This window comes from Deinococcus metalli, from assembly GCF_014201805.1.
GTDB lineage: Bacteria > Deinococcota > Deinococci > Deinococcales > Deinococcaceae > Deinococcus > Deinococcus metalli.
This window is the reverse complement of record NZ_JACHFK010000001.1, coordinates 376,510-393,434: the sequence shown is the minus strand read 5'-3', so window position 1 is coordinate 393,434 and position 16,925 is coordinate 376,510. Positions and strand designations below refer to the sequence as shown.

Below are 16,925 nucleotides of genomic sequence, written 5' to 3'. Positions count from 1 at the left end.
CGCGCGCGGGTCTCACCCAACCGTCAGCTGCGCCGCAGCCTGGAGGGCGCCGGGCGGATACCATGGTCGCCATGCGTCTGACCGCCCTCGTTTCCGGCACCGTGCAGGGCGTCGGGTACCGCCAGTACGTGCAACGCCGCGCCCGGGACCTGAATCTTCACGGCTACGCCGAGAACCTTCTGGACGGCCGGGTGGAAGTCGTCGCCGAGGGGCAGCAGGACGACCTGGCCCGGCTGCTCCACTGGATCGGCCGCGGCCCACCCCACGCCCGCGTGCAGGACGTGCAGACCCAGTACGCCGAGGCGACCGGCCTGAAGGACTTCCACATCTACTGACGCCGGCCCGCACCGGATGCACACAGGCCGCGCCCCGGTGTCCAACCCGGGGCGCGGCCTGAAGACGGTCCTTACTCGAGGACGGCTTCGTGGACGATCTCGACGTTGCCCTTCATGACGTTGCTCAGGGGGCACATGTCGGCGGCCTGCTTCACGTGCTCCTCGAAGTCGGCCTGGTCGCTGCCGGTGACCTTGCCGCGCACGGTCAGCACCATGCGGCTGACCTTGAAGCCGGCGCCGGCGCGTTCCATCTCGCAGGTGGCCTGGGTGTCCAGGGACTCGATGGTGTGGCCGTGGTTCGCCAGCAGCGCCGAGAGCTGCATGGTGAAGCACCCGGCGTGGGCGGCGGCCAGCAACTCCTCGGGGTTGGTGCCCACGCCGTTCTCGAAGCGGGTGCCGAACGAGTACTGCGCGTCTTTCAGGGTGCCGCTGCCACTGCTGACGGTGCCCTTGCCGCTGCGCAGGTCGCCTTCCCAGTGGGCCGATGCCTTTCTTGCAATGTCTGCCATGCCTGGAGTGTGCCGTGAACTGACCCTCCGTGCCTTTACGGAGGGTTCATGTGCGCCGCGCGGTTTAGACTCGGCCTATGCAACCTCAGCAGTGGACGGTGCCGGGCGCCCCGGTGCAGGGTTTCGTGTGGGCCGCTCCGGACGAGCGGGGCCGTGTGCTCCTGTCGCACGGCGTCGGGGAGTACGCGGGCCGCTACGTCGAGCGCTACCACGCGCTGATTCCGACCCTGGTAGACGCCGGCTTCACCGTGTACAGCTTCGACCAGCGCGGACACGGCACGTCCGGTGGGCGCCGCGCGGTGGTGGACATGGCCGTACTCGTCGAGGATCACCTCAAGGCGCGCGAGGTCCTGCGCGTTCAGGGCACCCCGCTGTTCCTATTCGGGCACTCCATGGGCGGCCTGATCACGGCGGCCAGCGCGGCCCGCGATCCGCGCGGCGTGTCGGGCGTGGTGCTGTCCAGTCCGGCCCTGCTGGTGGGCGAATCCGAACCCGCCCTGGTCAAGGTGCTGGCCCCGCTGCTGGCCCGCATCGCGCCGGCCCTACCCGTCACGGACCTGGGCACGGGCGGCCTGTCCCGCCTCGCGGACGAGGTCGCCGCGTACGAGGCGGACACCGTGATGTACCACGGCAAGGTGCCGGCCCTGACCGGCGCGAGCATGCTGACGCTGAGTGCATCGCTGTGGCCGCTGTACGCGGCGTGGACGCTGCCCACCCTGGTCGTGCACGGCACCGCCGACACGATCACCGATCCCCGGGGCAGCCAGCGCTTCGTGCAGACCGTCGCGTCGACCGACAAGACGCTGGTGCTGGAGGACGGCGGCTACCACGAACTCCTGAACGACGAGTGCCGCGAGAAGGTGCGCGGCATCATCGTGGACTGGCTGCGGGCGCACGCACCGGGCTGATCAATCGGCAGAATCTCCTCGTGGGAAGGGAGAAATATCGAGCTCACGTCGTACCAGCAGGTGTGCAGACCGGCGGTACCATCGCGCCAGATCACGACCACACCACGGACAGTTTCGAATATGCATGCCCCCAACACTGAGAATACTTTTGCTCGTTACTAGAGGTTCCCTAGATTCGCTCTCTACACTTTCAATTCTGAATTGGATGTCAAACATGTAGCCGGGTTCCAGATTCTTCGGCAGGACGACGATGGCCGCGTTCTGACGACCACCATACGAGTGGTATTCCTGAAAAAATTGACAGCACCACCCGATCGTCGTCGATGCCTGGGTCGGCTTTGTCAATAACTTCATCGTCAGCTCACCGCACCAACATCTTGCGGCACGCCGTCGCGCACGCTGGGGTGGATGCCGAAATCCTCGGCGATCAGGCGGGCGGTCATCTTGGCGGACATCATCACGCTGGGGGTGCCGCCGCCCGGCTGCGCGCCCGCCCCGACGAGGTACAGGTTGCGGACGTCCTCGCTGCGGTTGTGCGGGCGGAAAAACGCGCTCTGGATCAGCACGGGTTCCGGCCCGAAGGCGTTGCCCATGTACGAATCCAGCGTGCCCTCGAAGTAGTCCGGCGTGATGAACTCGCTGTGCGTCAGGCGCGCGCGCAGGTCGGGGATGTACCCGCGTTCCTCCAGGAAGGTATAGACGCGCTCGACGAGCCTCGGCCCCTGGACGTCCCAGTCGATGCCGCTGGCGTTGTGCGGCACGGGCACCAGCGTGTACGCGGCGTGGTGGCCCTCCGGCGCGAGGCTGGGGTCGGTCAGGGTGGGCACGTGCAGGTACTGGCTGAAGTCCGCGCCCAGCACCTTCTTGCCGAAGATCTCGGTCAGCAGTTGCTCGTAGCGCGGCCCCAGGATGATGTTGTGGTGGCGCAGGTCAAGGTCCGGGCCGGTCTTGCGGAACCCGAAGTAGATCACCAGCAGGCTCATGCTCTGCCGGGCCGCCTTCACGCGCAGATCGCTGTTCACCAGGCGGGCGGCGGCCGGTACACGCTTCAGGTACGTGTTCGCCCAGTCGCCGTTGCTGACCACGATGTCCGCGTGGCGCTCGCCGCCGCCCTCCAGCCGGACGCCCGTGGCGACGCGCCTGCCGAGTGGAGCGCGCACCGGCCGGCCCCGGTCGTCGGTGACCAGGATCTCGTCGATGCCCTGCCCGTACTCGATCCGCCCGCCGAGCTCCTCGAATTTGCGCACCAGGCCGCGCACCAGCGCGCCAGTGCCGCCCATCGCGTAGTGGATGCCCCAGGTCTTCTCGACGAAGTGGATCATCGCGTAGATCGCGGGCACGCTCAGGGGATTGCCGCCCACCAGCAGCGTCTCGAAGGAGAACACCTGCCGCATCTTGGGGCTGGCGAAGTACTTGCTGGTGAAGCCGAACAGGGTGCGCACGGCGTCCAGCCGCAGCAGGTCCGGCACCACGCGCAGCATGCTGCCCACGTCCCCGAAGTGCGTGTAGCCCAGTTCCAGGAAGCCGCGTTCGAAGATGGCCTTCGCGTCCGCATGGAAGCGCTCGTAGCCGGCGAGGTCCTCCGGGGCCAGCGCCTCGATCTGGCGTCGGGTGCTGACCGGATCGCCGTCGTAGTCGAAGTACGTGCCGTCGTCGAACCAGATACGGTAGAAGGGCAGGATCGGCACGAGGTGCACGTACTCGCGGGTGCGCGGCCCGCCGCTGTCGCCCTCGCGGACGCGGACGTCCTCGGCCAGCACGTGCGGCGGGTAGTCCGGCTCCCCGAGCATGCCCGCGCCGCGTTCCAGCGCGAACAGTTCCTCGATGAAGTGCGGCACTGTGATCACGGTGGGGCCCATGTCGAACACGTAGCCGTCCGGCGTGCGCTTCTGGTACGCCCGGCCGCCCGGTGCATCCAGGCGCTCAAGGATGGTCGTGTCGAAGCCCAGCGCCTGGAGCCGGATCCCGAGGCTCAGGCCGCCGATGCCGGCGCCGATGATGAGGGCGGTCTTGCGGGATGTAGTCATGGCAGAGCAGTCCTTCCGCCGCGGACAGCGCGGCGTGCGGGCGAGTGGGGACGTGGCTTCAGGGGGTGGGCGCGGTCCGCAGTTCCCACCACACGCGCGGGAGCATCATCAGCTTGCGGGGACCGCTCACGTGCGCGCGGCGGCCGAAGTTGTCGAAGTCGTTGCGGGCCAGGTCGTCCAGGATGCCCTCGTACGCGCGGGCGGCGGTCGCCACGGCCAGGCGGCCACTGCCGTGCAGCAGCGGAATGCCGCGCCGGCCCTGCGCGTACCACTGGCGGGCCAGGGCGCTCAGATCGCGCATCAGGGCGCGGTACGCGGGGGTGACCACACCAGCTTCCAGCGTCGCGTCCGTCACGCCGTGGCGGGCCATGACGCTGCGCGGCAGGTACACCCGGCCGCGCGCGAGGTCCTCGCCGACGTCGCGCAGGATGTTCGTGAGCTGCATCGCCTGACCCAGGTGCAGCGCGTACTCCAGCGTCCGCTCTCCACCGTGGTAGCCGCTGATCGGCGCGATCATGAACCCCACCACGCCCGCCACCCGGCGGCAGTACAGCGTCAGGTCGTCCATGGTCTCGAAGGTGTGGCCGCGCACGTCCATCAGCAATCCCTCATGCAGTTCGTGAAACGCCGACAGCGGAATGGCGTAGGTCTGCGCCGCCCACGTCAGGGCGAGGTCGCCGGGCCGCCCACTGGGCTGGCCCTGGAAAGCCCGCTGGGTGCGTTGCCACCACTCGGCCAGCGCCTCGTGCGCGCGCTCGCCGCTGGTCTCGTCGGCGATGTCGTCGCCGTCGCGGCACGCGGCGTACACCGCCCACACCGCGTCCCGCTGGCGCGGCGGGAAGAAGCGCGACCCCAGGTAGAAGGTCTTGGAGTGTGCCCGCGTCACATCCCGGCAGTGGGCCACCGACTGGTTCAGGGTGGCGGGCACGGTGGATGCGGTCATCGCTTCAATCACAGGGAGGTCCTTGATACGAGTGTAAGGGGAGCCCAGCGCCGCAAACGTCTCACTTTCTTACAGACTCGGCCGGTCACACCCCGCGGACATGCCGCTCGAAGCGCACGGCCCCCACCGTCAGGCCGTCCGTGAGGGTGAAGCCCGGCAACTGCCGCGCCACCCACGCGGGGTCGGGAAAGGTCAGGCCGCCGGCCGCCGGCTGCGCCAGCACGCGTTGCAGCGGCCCGGCCGTGCGGGGAACGTACATCAGCCACAGCTGTCCGCCGGGGCGGAGCACGCGCGCCGCGCCGCGCAGGAAGCGGGCGGGGTCGTGCGTCTCGTTCAGGGTCGCGCCGACCGTCACGCCGTCGAAGCGCGCGTCCGGCAGGTCGCTGTGCTCGACGTTCAGCACCGCCCAGTCGATGGCCGCATTCGGGTGCTCACGGGCCGCCTGGGCCAGCATCGCCGGGCTGAGGTCCGCGGCCAGCACGCGGCAGCCCGCGTCCGCCAGCAGGGCTGCGTAGTAGCCGGTGCTGGTGCCGGCGTCCAGCCACCACTCGCCCGGCCGCGGCGCGCACAGGGCGCGGAACAGCCGGGCCTCGCGCTCCAGCGGGAAGGAGTGCCCGGCCAGCATGGTCAGGGACACGCGGCGCCACGCGGTGTATCCCCGCGCCGTCAGGGGCCACAGGTTGCTGCGCTGGGCGGCGGTCAGCTCGGTCCCGGCCGGGTTCAGGTTTTCTTTGCGCTGTGCCGGACGGTCCATGCGAGTCATTATGCTGATGGAGTTCAGTTCGTCTGTACCGCCCGATGCGGTGCGGGACGAAGGGGAGTGGAGGGCTGCATGGAAGAACGCAAGAGTATGGGGAGCGCGCTGGTCGACGTGTTCGACGCGGGTGTGACCCTCGTGAAATCTGAGATCAACGGCGTCGCGCGCAAGGTCGGCGACATCGCCAAGGCGAAGGGAATCGGCGTGGTGCTGCTGCTCGCGGCGGTCGGCCCGCTGGTCATGGCCCTGATCTTCCTGATCCTGGCCGTGTTCTACGCCCTGATCCGTCTGGGTGCCGGGCCGTGGTTCGCGGCGCTGATCATCGCCGTGCTGAGCCTGGCCGTGACCGGCGCGCTGATCTTCCTGGGCCTTAAGCGTCTGGGCGCCGAGGTCAAGACCGAAGAACCCCTGATCCGGAGGTCCGCCATGAGCGACGACAGCCACGACCAGCCGACCCCGAGCACCCCGCACCGCGCCGGTCCGGCCAGCGCGCCGGACGACACCACGCCGCAGGCCCGCAAGGTCGAACTGCGCCGTGACGCCCAGAACCACGCGGCCGGTGAAACCCGCGTGACGGCCGAACACGCCGGCCACGCCACCGTGCGCGTCGAGGGCGGCGAGACCACCGTGCCGGTGTATGAGAGCCAGCCGGACGGCACGCCCGCCATGTACGGCAGCGGCCTGAACGAGAAGATCGAGGGCAAGGACCACGACAGCCCCTCGCAGAAGGACCCGGCCGCGCCGCGCGCCCAGCCGGGCATTCCGGTCAGCACCGATCCCACCTTCCAGGACGACATGCGCCGGGGGCACAACTCGTGAGCCCCGACGCGCCCCTCACCATGACCGAGCGCGAGGCCGCCCGCGAGCAGCTGCGCGCCAGCATCGACGCGCTGGCCGATCAGGCGAACCTGCACGTGCAGATGCAGAAAGACCCGCTGAAGATGCTGGGCGGCGCGTCCGCCGTGGGCGCTCTGCTCGGCATCGTGGTCGGCCGACAGTTCCGCCGCAGCCGGCGAATCTACGTGGATGCCGAGAGCCCGGTCAAGCACCAGAAGGCGCTGATCAAGGCGCAGAAGTCGCAGTCCGGCGGGGGCGGCATCGGCGGCGCGCTGATCGCCACGCTGGGCACCCTGGCCGTCAAGACCCTCACTGACCGCGTGATCACCCCGCGCCTGGAAGGGTTCGCGGAGAGCCTGCTGGACAAGGCGGGCACGCCCCAGACCGGCGCCCGCCCGGCCACCCCGCCCCGCCCCGACGGCGCGCCGGCCCGGCCAGCCGCTCCGGTGGTGCCCGTGCCCCCCGTATCGGCGGCCAGCCAGACCGCGCCGGCTGCGTCCGCTCCAGCCCCCACGCATCCCGGCGTGCTGCCGCACCCGCCCAGCGTGGTCGAGGCCAAGGCGCAGGGCAGCGTGATTCCGCCCGAGCAGATGGCCAACCCCAACCGCCGCTGACGTGTCTGCCGGCGCCGCCCACCGGATCATGGTGGGCGGCGGTTCCATGTGCGGCGGCCGCTCCTGCTACCCTGCAGAGATGAGCGCCCCACGCAGCACCAAGCAGCGTGACGTGATCGCCCGCGTGCTGGACGTCGCCGAGGGTCCCCTGGCTGTACCGGACATCCTGACGCGCACGCAGGCGCAGGTGCCGGGCGTGGGCTTGGCCACCGTGTACCGCACCCTGAAACTGCTGTCGGACCAGGGCAGCATCCACCCGGTCACGCTGGACGGCGAGACGTTGTACGAGGCGAGCGGCCGCGGGCACCACCACCATTTCTCGTGCACGGCGTGCGGGCGGGTGTTCACGCTGCATGCCTGTCCGGTGTCCATCCCGGCCGGCACGGTGTACCCCGGCGGCTTCGTCGTGGAGGCGCACGAGGTCACGCTGTACGGCCGCTGCCCGGACTGCGCCGCCCGCGCCTGAGTCCAGGCGCCGCGCGGTCGCTCACCCACACCCCGAGGCTTGCCTTTCCCGGCCGTCCGGCGCTACCCTGACGTCACGCTTCCCGCAGTTGTGGAGAGGCCACCCTATCGAGAGCGCCCGAGAGACCTGGCTCGTTGACGGCGCGGCAACCGGACCCCATTGCGTCACGGTGCCAAGGCCAGCCCCCTGTGACCCGGTCAACGATGACCACCAGGCGGGATCGATCGGGAAGGTCCCGCGCCCACCACGCGCCCCTTCTCGTGCCACCGAGAGGGGGTCTGCCATTTGCCATTCCGGCTGGCCCTCCCGAACGCCCCAGTTCTGCGAGGAGAAGCGCCATGCCCCACCACTTCGAGACCCTGCAAGTCCACGCCGGCCAGAAGCCGGACCCGGCCACCGGCGCGCAGCAGGTGCCGATCTACCCCACCAACAGCTACGTGTTCGAGTCGCCCCAGCACGCGGCCGACCTGTTCGGCCTGCGCGCCTTCGGGAACATCTACAGCCGCATCATGAACCCCACCAACGCCGTGCTGGAGGAGCGCATGGCGGCCCTGGAGGGCGGCGTGATGGCCCTGGCGGTGGCGAGCGGGCACGCCGCGCAGTTCCTGGCGATCACGACCATCGCGCAGGCCGGCGACAACATCGTCTCGACGCCGAACCTGTACGGCGGCACGGTCAACCAGTTCCGCGTGACCCTGCGGCGCCTGGGCATCGAGGTGCGCTTCACGTCCGGGGCCGAGCGCCCCGAGGAGTTCGCCGCGCTGATCGACGACAACACGCGCGCCGTGTACCTCGAGACCATCGGCAACCCCGCGCTGAACATCCCGGACTTCGAGGCCATCGCCGCCGCCGCGCACGCGCAGGGCGTGGCCGTGCTGGTGGACAACACCTTCGGAGCGGGCGGGTACTACTGCCAGCCCCTGAAGCACGGCGCGAACGTGGTGCTGCATTCGGCCAGCAAGTGGATCGGCGGGCACGGCAACGGCATCGGCGGGATCATCGTGGACGGCGGGAACTTCGACTGGGGCAATGGCCGTTACCCGCTGATGACTGAACCCAGCCCCAGCTACCACGGCCTGGACTTCTGGGCGACCTTCGGCGAGGGCAATCCGCTGGGCCTGCCGAACGTGGCCTTCGCCATCCGCGCCCGCACCGAGGGCCTGCGCGACCTGGGGCCGACCCTGGCGCCGCAGCAGGCGTGGCAGTTCCTGCAGGGCCTGGAAACCCTGAGCCTGCGCGCCGAGCGGCACGCACAGAACACGGCCGCCCTGGCGTCGTGGCTGGCCGCGCACCCGGACGTGGGGCGCGTGACGTACCCCGGCCTGAGTAACCACCCGCATTACGACCGCGCGCAGCACTACCTCCCGCGCGGCGCGGGCGCGGTCCTCACCTTCGAACTGCGCGGCGGCCGCCCGGCCGGCGAGGCCTTCATCCGCGCGGTGAAGCTCGCGCAGCACGTGGCGAACGTGGGCGACACGCGCACGCTGGTGATCCACCCGGCCAGCACCACGCACTCGCAGCTGGACGAGGTCACGCAGGCCGCCGCCGGCGTCACGCCCGGCCTGATCCGCGTGTCGGTGGGCATTGAGCACATCGACGACATCAGGGACGATTTCGCGCAGGCGCTGGCCGCCGCTCTGGAGCACAGCGAGACCGAACTGGCAGGGGGCGACGCGTGACCGCCCTGCCCCACCCGCCCACCGCCTCCCTTCTGCCGCACCCGGACGACATGGCCGACGGGCGATGTCCGCAGCGCGAGGTCACGCTGTTCCACGACCGGCCCCTGCTGCTCGATTGCGGGCAGGTGCTGAGCGATGTGCGCGTCGCGTACCACACCTACGGTGACGCGAGGGAGGACGCCACGCTGGTGCTGCACGCCCTGACCGGCACCAGCGCCGTGCACGAGTGGTGGTCGGAGTTCCTGGGCGCGGGCCGCCCACTCGACCCCACGCAGGACTACATCGTGTGCGCGAACGTGCTGGGCGGCTGCGCCGGCACGACCAGCGCCTCCGAACTCGGCGACACGCCCATCAGCCTGCCGGACATGGCCCGCGTGGGCCGCGCGCTGCTGGACCACCTGGGCGTGCGGCGGGTGCGCGTCATCGGCTCCAGCATGGGCGGCCTGCTCGCGTACGCGTGGCTGCTCGAATGCCCGGACCTGGTCGAGCGGGCGGTGATCATCGGCGCGCCCGCCCGGCACTCGCCGTGGGCCATCGGCCTGAACACCGCCGCCCGCAGCGCTATCCGCGCCGCGCCGGGCGGCGAGGGCCTCAAGGTCGCGCGTCAGATCGCCATGCTGTCGTACCGCAGCCACCAGAGCTACGCGCAGACGCAGGCGGGCCAGCGCGCGCCGGGCATCCCCGCGATCACCTCGTACCTGGAGTACCAGGGCGAGAAGCTCCTGGCGCGCTTTTGCGAGAAGACCTACGTAACCCTCACGCGCGCCATGGACGCCTTCCAGCCCACAGACGCCGAACTGCGCTCTATCCGCGTGCCGGTGCTGGCCGTCGGCATCTCCAGCGACGTGCTGTACCCGGCCGCCGAGGTGCGCGAGCAGGCCGCCCTGCTGCCGCGCAGCACGTACTGGGAACTGGACAGCATCCACGGCCACGACGCCTTCCTGATGGACGCCCAGGCCCTGCCGGACGTGGTGCGGGACTTCCTGCACGGCTGAGCGGCAGGCCGTCGGCAGGTGTGCTGGAAGAGCAACAGGATTCGCCCTACTGTGGACTGGTGACCCCCTGCGCCGGACGTGACGCGTGACAAGACGACACCTGACGCTGGCCCTGCTGCTGTGCGGCACAGCCCAGGCCCAGACTTGGACTATCAAGGACGGTACGCTGACCCTGGTGGGCTGCCACGGCGCGCAGGACGGCATCTACTGCGACTTCCGCTACGTCCTGACCGGGAAGCAGGTCTCCACCGTCTTCTGGAACAACGACTTCGTGAAGGTGTATGGCCCGGGCGGCACCTCCCAGCCGGCCGACAAGGTGGCGTTCGCGGACAACGTCTTCGGCCTGTGGTCGAGCAAGCTGGATGTCGTGGCGAATACCCCACTGAACGTCCAGGCGTATTTTAATCTGCCGAGCAGCACGACCGTGATCAAAGCCCTTGAGATCGCGGGGAAACGCCTCGAATCCGTGCCAGTCCGCGCGCTGGGCACAGCTGCCGCTCCTGCGAGCGCGGCGCCGTCGGCCGCCCCCTTTACAGGCTTCGCGGTCACGCTGAGCAACTGCGTCCCGCAGGGTCCCGCCTACGTCTGCACCGCCACGCTGACACCCTCGAAATAGCCGCGCCTGACGTCCTTCACACGTGGTAACGCGGCGTCCACCTTTGGGATGACCTGCGCCTCACGGGGCCTGCCTACACTGAGGACGATCAAGGTCGGGTGGCCCCGGGGAGGGGCCGGCTATGGGAACAACTGCAGTTCGGATTGTACTTCGCTCTAGTGCTCGTGCTCCGTTTCTCGTTCCGAACTGTGGTGCCCCATGAAAGCCGGCTGGCCGAGGCTCCGCCCTGCCACGCTGGCCGTGGCGCTCGCGCTGGGCGCCGCGCCAGGGTCCGCCACCCCTGCGCCGCCGGCCCCGTCCGTGGTGGACGCCGACCGGGACGGCTATCCCGACAGCGCCGAGCTGTACGGCGCGGACCGGACCCGCTTCGCGGAGTGGTTCGCGGCCGTGGCCGAGAGTCAGTACTACGGCACGAATGCCGACTGGGCCGTGCAGGACCAGGACTGCTCGGGACTGGTGCGCTACGCCTTCGTGAACGCTCTGTCCCGACACAACGCGGCGTGGTTCGCCAAGTTCCGCTACCTGCCGCCGCCGCGCACCCCGTCGGTGCAGGGCGTGAGTTACCCGCTGCCGGTGATCGGCCGCGCCGCGTTCCGGGTGGCGCCCGGCGCGTACCGACCGGACGACGTGGCGCAGGGCCGCATGGTGGGCCGCACTGGAGCGCAGTTCCTGCTGAACGGATCGATGACCCGTGTGTCGCGCGACGTGGCGCAGGCCCGCCGGGGCGACGTGCTGTTCTTCCTGCGGCCGCAGCGGCGCTCATACCATTCGATGGTGTATCTGGGGGGCGGCATGGTCGTGTACCACACGGGCCTGAGTCCAGCCGAGGGCGGCGAGGTCCGGCTGCTGTCTGTCCAGACGCTGATGAAGCACCCGGACGCGGCGTTCCATCCCGTGGCGTCCAATCAGGATTTCCTGGGGGTGTACCGCTGGAAGATCGTCCAGTGACGCCCCGCCAGGTCAATTCCGTCTCCGCTCTCCTCCGCCCCGTTCAAGGAGCCCGTCTGTGAAAAGGTCCCGCATTCCCTCCTCCTGGCTGACCGGCACGCTGCTGGCGGCCCTGCTGCTGGCCGACGTCGCCCCGGCGCAGGACATCTCGATCTACGGCGGGCGCTTCTCGGCGGCTGAGGCCCTGAACGTCGAGGCGTACGGGCCGACCGGCACGGTGTTCACGCTGGAGCGCGTGCTCGACCCGGCGGGCCTGTTCGCGGCCAGCGAGGACCCCCACAGCCCCACCCTGCCAGCTGGCGCGCACACCGAGCGGGTCGGGACGGCGCAGCTCACGCGGTCGGACACGCTGAACTTCGGACGGGTACCGAGCGGCGTGTACCTCGTGCGGGCCGGGCGGGTCAGCCGCATCGTGATCGTCACCACCCTGGGGCTGGTCGTGAAGCGCGACAGGGCGACCACCCTGGTGTACGCGGCGGACAAGGAGTCCGGGCAGACGCGGCCCGCGAAGGTCTGGGCGCTGGGCCATGGTACGGGCACGGCGGACGCACACGGCCTGCTGAAGTGGACGGGCACGCTGGGCGAGGACCAGGTCTTCCTGGCGCGCTTCGGCAACGACTGGGCAGTGTCGGGGTCGAGCTGGAACGAGTACGCCGCCCCTACCGTGCGCGGCTACGTGTACACGGACCGTCCGGTGTACCGACCAGGCCAGCACGTGGAGTTCAAGGGGGTGTTGCGCCGCGCCGGCGACCTGACCCCGCTGGCGAACACGGCGGTCTCGGTCCGGGTGCTGGACGGCAACGACGAGGAGGTCTTCCGGACCACACTGACCAGCGGCGCGGCCGGCACGGTACACGCGGGCTTCGATCTGTCGGCCGGGGCGCGGGTGGGCGGCTACCGCTTCGAGGTCACGGCCGGCCGGGACGACCCGGACGCGACGAGCGTGGGCGGCTCCTTCCAGGTGGAGGCGTACCAGAAACCGGAGTACCAGGTGACCGTCACGCCGGACCGCACGAGCGCCGTGCAGGGTGACAAGGTCAGCGTGCGGATCAGCGCGAAATACCTGTTCGGCGGCAGCGTCTCAGGCGCGCGGGTCAACTACAACGTCACGCGCGCGCCGTACTACCCGCCGGGCTTCGACACGGACGCCCTGCCGCCCGACGCGCAGGGCAGCGACTATGGCTCGGACCTGGTCGCGCAGGAGGAAACGCGCCTGGACAGCAGCGGCCAGCTCGTGCTGGAGCTGCCGCTGGAACGTGACGCGGACGGCCAGCCCGTGAGTTACCGCGTGGAGGCCGAGGTCGAGGACGAGACCCGCAGGACCGTCAGCGGACAGGCGCGCGTGATCGCTTACCCGGCGGCACTGAACGTGCAGGCCGAGACGGACGGCTACGTGTACGCCCCCGGCGACCGCGTGGCCGTGACGCTGGACACCCGCGACCTGCAGGATCAGGGCCGGGCCGCGCCCGTCACCCTCGACCTGGTGCGTCAGGACTATCAGTACTCGCGGGGCAAATGGACGTTCAAGGAGGAGCGGGTAGCGCGCCAGACGGTCAGCACCGGCGCGGGCGGGCAGGGCCGCGCCACCCTGCGCGCGCCCCGCAGCGGCGGCTACGTGCTGCGCTCGACGGTCCGGGACGCCCGGGGCCGAACGAGCACCTCCGAGAACTGGCTGTGGATCACCCGGCCCGGCGACGACTGGGGCTGGAACTACCGCGAGATCTCACTGACGCTGAACCACAGGACCTACAAGCCCGGCGACACCGCCACCGTGCTGGTGGGCAATCCCACGCCGGGCGCGCCGGTGCTGGTGTCGGTGGAGGGACAGCGCCTGCGCCAGTGGGCGGTGCTGCGCGGCGCGGGCGCGACCCTGACGTACACCTTCACGGTCACGGCCGACATGACACCGAACGCCTTCGTGGCGGCGGCCTCGCTGGGCGGTGGGAACGTCCACATGGCCGAGAAGAAGCTGCGGGTGCCCCGGCTGGGCGCCGACCTGAGCGTGCGCGTCACGCCAGATAAGGCGCGGTACGGTCCCGGCGAGACCGGCAAGCTGAAGGTGCAGGTGACGAACGCGCAGGGCCAGGGCGTGGCGGCGGACGTCGCGCTGGGCGTGGTGGATCAGGCAATCTATCTTGTCGAGCCGGACACCAGCCCCAGCATGCTGCAGGTGTTCGACGCGCCGCGCGACAACGCGGTGGGTACGCAGTCCAGCGTGGACTTCTACTTCGAGCAGAGCGGCCCGCAGGCGGCGCGGCCCGCCGCGCCCATGACCGAGGCGGCCTTCGCGCAGAGCAAGGAGAGTGCGCGTGCCGACGCCTCGCCGCAGGAGGTCACGCCCCGCCAGGACTTCCGCGACACGCTGCTGTGGGTGCCGGATCTCGTGACCGACGCGCAGGGACGCGCCACGGTGGACGTGACATACCCGGACAACCTGACCACATGGATCACCACCGCCCGCGCCCAGACGACGGCTCCCCGCTTCGGGCAGACCACGGCCAGCAGCCTCGTGACGAAGGACGTGATCGCCCGGCTGAGCGTGCCGCCCTTCCTGGTGCGCGGCGATCAGGTGACGGTGTCCGGCGTGGTGAACAATACGCTGGGCACGGCACAGGACGGCCGCGCGACCCTGAGCGTGACCGGCCTGAAGGGCGTAAGCGGCAACGCGCTGACGGCCCAGGGCACCGCCTTCCACGTGGACGCCAGCGGACGCAGCCGCGTGGACTCCGTGGTGCGCGCCGGTCAGCCCGGCACCGCCACCCTGACCTTCACCGCCCGGACGCCCGGCGGCAGCGACGCCCTGAAGCTGCCCGTGCCGGTCAAGGCGCGCGGCTACGACGAGATCCGCACCCTGACCGGCAGTGCGGGCACGGCCGTGACCTTCACGGTGCCGCAGGGCGCCGCGCCGTCGACCGTGGGCCTGACCCTGAACCTCACGCCGTCGCTGCTGTCGGCCGTCGCCCCGGCGCTGGAGTACCTCGTCGGCTACCCGTACGGCTGCACCGAGCAGACCATGAGCCGCTTCCTGCCCGCGTTGCTGGCGCGGCAGACGCTGGGGGCAGGCGTGCTGCCGCAGGGCGGCCAGAACCTGAAGGCGATCACCGAGGCGGGGCTGGCCCGGCTGGCGGACTTCCAGCACGAGGACGGGGGCTGGAACTTCTGGAAGAACGACGACAGCACCCTGGAGATGACCGCCTACGTGGCCGGCGGCCTGATGCGCGCCAGGCGCGTGGGCGCCGCAGTGAACAACACCGTGCTGGACAACGGCCTGAAGTACCTGTCCGCCCACGTCGCCGACCCGGACGAGCGACAGGCCGACCGCGCCACCGCGTACCGCGTGTTGGCCGACGCCGGGCGCGTGAACGTGACGCAGCTCTCCGCCTTCGCGCGCCGGAAGGAACTCACGCCGTACAGCCTCGCGCAGCTCAGCCTCGCGCTGAACCGGTCCGGGCAGACGCAGGCCGCGCTGGATACCCTCTCGCGCCTTAAGGCCACGCGCCAGGGCACGGTGCGCGGCGGCCTGATCTACTGGGGCAGCGGCCGCCCGGCGGACGACTGGTGGGCGTACTGGGACGACAACCGCATCCAGGTCACGGCCGTGGCGCTGGAGGCCCTGGCGCGGCTGGAGCCAGGGAGCCCGCTGATTCCCGGCGTTTCGCAGTGGCTGCTCCACAACCGCCGGGGGCCGCGCTGGGTGAGCACCCAGGACACCACCAGCGTCCTGATCGCGGCGCTGAGTCTGCCCAGGACGAAGGCTCCGGCCGCCTCCAGCGTGGACGTGCGCCTGGACGGCAGGACCGTCGGCACGGTGTCCCTCGGCGGACAGACCGGCGCCACCCTCGACGTGCCCGCCGCGCGGCTGACACCCGGCGCCCATACCCTGTCGCTGAAGGGGGCACCTGCTGGCCTGACCTATGCGGGTCAACTGCGCTACTCGCGCGAACCCGCCGCACTGAACGCCATCACGACGCGCGGCATCACACTGGGCCGCACCTATGAGCGCCTGACGCCGCGCTGGGACGCCAAGAACAGCCGCTACACCTACGCCCGCACGCCACTGCTGCGGGGCGGGCAGCTCCAGCCCATCACGGTCGGCGACCTGATCCTGGTCACGCTGAGCGTGAGGCCCGACCAGACCGCACGCTACCTGCTGGTCAGCGACCCCATTCCCGCCGGCATGAAGGCGCTGGACGAACGCAGCCTGAGCATCTCCGGCCTGAAGGAGCGCGACGAGTACGACTGGGAGAACTGGGATTACTGGTACGCCGGACGCGACCTGCTCGACGACCGCGTGGACCTGTACGCCGACTATCTGGACGGCCGCCAGACCATGACCTACGTGCTGCGCGCCCAGACGCCCGGCACCTTCACCGCCCTGCCCTCGCACGCCTTCCTGATGTACGACCCCGGTGTGGAGGGCTACGGTCCCGCCGCCACCATCACGGTGCGCGACCGCTGATGCCCCGGCACCGCTGGGCCGCGCTGGCGCTGGCCCTCAGCGTCAGCGCCCACGCCGCGCCGGTGACGGTCGCGCACGGCACGCTGACCGTCACGTACCGGGACGCGCGCGACCGGGCCCAGTTGCCGCTGGTGTTCCGGACGTGGGAGGCAGCGGCGAGCGACCTGACCGCGCTCGGCCTGACCGTGCGGCCCGTCCGGATCGACGTGGCGGCCGATGCCCCCGACTTCACCCGCAGGACGGGTGAGCCGGCCAGCATCGCCGCCAGCACGCGTGGGCAGACCATCGTGACGCAACGGCTGTCGGCGCTGGCCACCCGTGGCATCCTGGCGGGCACCATCCGGCACGAGGGCTTCCACACCGCGCAGCCGCCGGGCCTCGCCCGCTGGCTGGCCGAGGGGCTGGCCCGCATCTTCAGCGGCGAGGCGGCGGGAGACCCGGTGGAACCGACGGGTCTGACGGCGCTGAGCGGGGCGCAACTCGACGCGCGACTCCTGGGACGCGCACCTGGGGAGGCGGGCGCCGCGTACCGCGAGGCGACGCGCCGGGCGCGCGCGCTGGTGGCGAGGGTGGGCTGGAAGGGCGCACTGGCAGCACGCTAGAGCGCCGTAGGCACGCCTCGGGAAGCTGGCAGAACATCGCGGCTTGGCGGTCACGGTGCTGTCTGCGACTGCCACTACGTCTGGCAAGGTGCGGCCCTCGCCGACACGTTGGGCTTCCTGCCTGCAGCGCCCTGGATGTGACCCTCGGCTCTCAAGAGGCCATGTTGATGCGTAGTTTCATTGCACCTTAGGTCCGTGGGGATGCTGCTAGATCGGGCGTTCACCGTCCC

At 70.6% G+C, this 16,925-nt stretch carries 15 protein-coding genes and 1 riboswitch; of the genes, 11 read left to right on the top strand and 4 right to left on the bottom strand.

Features of this window, described 5'->3' with window-relative positions; genetic code table 11:
* The first annotated feature begins 71 nt into the window (after window positions 1-71).
* Window positions 72-335, top strand: a complete 264-nt coding sequence (locus HNQ07_RS01945; protein WP_184109205.1) for an acylphosphatase — start codon at window positions 72-74, stop codon at window positions 333-335.
* A gap of 71 nt (window positions 336-406) precedes the next feature.
* Here the strand turns inward: HNQ07_RS01945 and HNQ07_RS01940 are convergent, their stop codons facing one another.
* Entirely contained in the window at window positions 407-844 is a 438-nt protein-coding gene (locus tag HNQ07_RS01940) for an OsmC family protein (RefSeq protein WP_184109204.1), read from the bottom strand.
* 77 nt (window positions 845-921) lie between these two features.
* Between HNQ07_RS01940 and HNQ07_RS01935 the strand changes: the two genes are divergently transcribed.
* Entirely contained in the window at window positions 922-1,752 is an 831-nt protein-coding gene (locus HNQ07_RS01935; protein WP_184109203.1) for an alpha/beta hydrolase, read from the top strand.
* A 356-nt stretch (window positions 1,753-2,108) separates the two neighbouring features.
* Here HNQ07_RS01935 and crtI read toward each other — a convergent pair whose 3' ends face one another.
* From crtI to HNQ07_RS01920, 3 genes are all read right to left on the bottom strand, one after another.
* Window positions 2,109-3,779 (bottom strand): 15-cis-phytoene desaturase CrtI, encoded by a 1,671-nt coding sequence (gene crtI, locus HNQ07_RS01930; RefSeq protein WP_184109202.1) that lies wholly within the window; start codon window positions 3,777-3,779, stop codon window positions 2,109-2,111.
* A gap of 58 nt (window positions 3,780-3,837) precedes the next feature.
* Window positions 3,838-4,722 carry a 15-cis-phytoene synthase CrtB gene (gene crtB, locus HNQ07_RS01925; RefSeq protein WP_184109201.1) on the bottom strand — a complete coding sequence of 295 codons (885 nt, stop codon included), beginning with the start codon at window positions 4,720-4,722 and terminating at the stop codon, window positions 3,838-3,840.
* Between the two features lie 85 nt (window positions 4,723-4,807).
* Window positions 4,808-5,476, bottom strand: a complete 669-nt coding sequence (locus tag HNQ07_RS01920) for a class I SAM-dependent methyltransferase (RefSeq protein ID WP_373297934.1) — start codon at window positions 5,474-5,476, stop codon at window positions 4,808-4,810.
* 78 nt (window positions 5,477-5,554) lie between these two features.
* Between HNQ07_RS01920 and HNQ07_RS01915 the strand changes: the two genes are divergently transcribed.
* From HNQ07_RS01915 to HNQ07_RS01875, 9 genes are all read left to right on the top strand, one after another.
* Window positions 5,555-6,298: a phage holin family protein gene (locus HNQ07_RS01915; protein WP_184109199.1), complete on the top strand. Its 744-nt coding sequence runs from the start codon at window positions 5,555-5,557 to the stop codon at window positions 6,296-6,298.
* Window positions 6,295-6,930 carry a hypothetical protein gene (locus HNQ07_RS01910; RefSeq protein WP_229831786.1) on the top strand — a complete coding sequence of 212 codons (636 nt, stop codon included), beginning with the start codon at window positions 6,295-6,297 and terminating at the stop codon, window positions 6,928-6,930. Before HNQ07_RS01915 ends, HNQ07_RS01910 begins: the two co-directional genes overlap by 4 nt.
* A gap of 79 nt (window positions 6,931-7,009) precedes the next feature.
* Window positions 7,010-7,396 (top strand): Fur family transcriptional regulator, encoded by a 387-nt coding sequence (locus HNQ07_RS01905; RefSeq protein WP_184109198.1) that lies wholly within the window; start codon window positions 7,010-7,012, stop codon window positions 7,394-7,396.
* A gap of 101 nt (window positions 7,397-7,497) precedes the next feature.
* Window positions 7,498-7,606, top strand: a riboswitch (SAM riboswitch).
* Window positions 7,607-7,734: 128 nt separating this feature from the next.
* Window positions 7,735-9,075, top strand: coding sequence for an O-acetylhomoserine aminocarboxypropyltransferase/cysteine synthase family protein (locus HNQ07_RS01900; protein WP_184109197.1), 1,341 nt, complete (start codon window positions 7,735-7,737; stop codon window positions 9,073-9,075).
* 50 nt (window positions 9,076-9,125) lie between these two features.
* Window positions 9,126-10,070 (top strand): homoserine O-acetyltransferase family protein, encoded by a 945-nt coding sequence (locus tag HNQ07_RS01895; RefSeq protein WP_184109825.1) that lies wholly within the window; start codon window positions 9,126-9,128, stop codon window positions 10,068-10,070.
* An 85-nt stretch (window positions 10,071-10,155) separates the two neighbouring features.
* The gene (locus HNQ07_RS01890) at window positions 10,156-10,686 is read left to right on the top strand and encodes a hypothetical protein (RefSeq protein ID WP_184109196.1); all 531 of its coding nucleotides are present in this window, start codon (window positions 10,156-10,158) and stop codon (window positions 10,684-10,686) included.
* Between the two features lie 198 nt (window positions 10,687-10,884).
* Window positions 10,885-11,634: a DUF1175 family protein gene (locus HNQ07_RS01885; protein ID WP_184109195.1), complete on the top strand. Its 750-nt coding sequence runs from the start codon at window positions 10,885-10,887 to the stop codon at window positions 11,632-11,634.
* A 58-nt stretch (window positions 11,635-11,692) separates the two neighbouring features.
* The gene (locus tag HNQ07_RS01880) at window positions 11,693-16,093 is read left to right on the top strand and encodes an alpha-2-macroglobulin family protein (RefSeq protein WP_184109194.1); all 4,401 of its coding nucleotides are present in this window, start codon (window positions 11,693-11,695) and stop codon (window positions 16,091-16,093) included.
* The gene (locus tag HNQ07_RS01875) at window positions 16,093-16,695 is read left to right on the top strand and encodes a hypothetical protein (RefSeq protein WP_184109193.1); all 603 of its coding nucleotides are present in this window, start codon (window positions 16,093-16,095) and stop codon (window positions 16,693-16,695) included. Before HNQ07_RS01880 ends, HNQ07_RS01875 begins: the two co-directional genes overlap by 1 nt.
* Window positions 16,696-16,925 lie beyond the last annotated feature (230 nt).